The organism is Paenibacillus sp. P4_A7 (genome assembly GCF_056402455.1).
Map to the genome: position 1 here is coordinate 1 of NZ_JBFUHJ010000875.1, position 794 is coordinate 794.

Below are 794 nucleotides of genomic sequence, written 5' to 3' on the forward strand. Positions count from 1 at the left end.
CATCAGCCTTGAACGCACGGTACAGGTTCAAATGCTCCATGAAAAATACAGGATCATTATCACGAATTGCAGCTATCATCAAACCTTTTGCATCATAAGGGTTTGAAGGAATAACAACTTTAATACCTGGTGTTTGAATAGCAAGTCCTTCAAGGGAATCCGTATGAAGTTCTGCTGCTTTAACGCCGCCGCCAAAAGGCGTACGGAATACGATTGGTGAGTTATAACGTCCGCCAGAGCGATAACGCATACGCGCTGCTTGGATAAACATTTGGTCAAGCGCTTCATATATAAAACCAACAAATTGAATTTCAGCAATTGGGCGGAAGCCTTGTAGACCCATACCTACTGCCATACCTGCGAGTGCTGATTCAGCAAGCGGCGTATCGAATACGCGGTCTTCGCCAAACTCATTTTGCAAGCCTTCTGTTACACGGAATACTCCGCCAACTTTACCTACGTCCTCACCGAAGATGACAACGTTCGAATCACGTTTAAGTTCTACTCGCATTGCATCGCGAATTGCTTCCAGCATATTCATTTGAGCCATGATCGTCAGTTCCTCCTCTACTATTGAAAATCAGCCTTTTGCTCTTCCAAGTATTGCGGTGTTGTTTCAAACATTGTATCGATCAAGCCTGCTACAGTCATTTTCTCAACTGCTTCAGCTTTTTTGATGTGCTCATTGACAGTAGCTTTCGCTTCTTCTTTCACACGGTTCGTATCTTCATCCGACCAAAGACCTTTTTGCTCCAAAAACTTACCATAACGTACAAGTGGATATTTCAATGCCC

2 protein-coding genes are annotated in these 794 nt (G+C 43.7%); both read right to left on the bottom strand.

The features are described 5' to 3' along the window. Window positions 1-550: alpha-ketoacid dehydrogenase subunit beta (locus AC1DWN_RS34640; protein ID WP_477563330.1), on the bottom strand; the 550-nt coding region annotated here is incomplete at its 3' end. Window positions 551-570: 20 nt separating this feature from the next. Beyond that, window positions 571-794, bottom strand: a 224-nt coding sequence (locus AC1DWN_RS34645; protein ID WP_477563331.1) for a thiamine pyrophosphate-dependent enzyme, incomplete at its 5' end; no start/stop codon positions are given.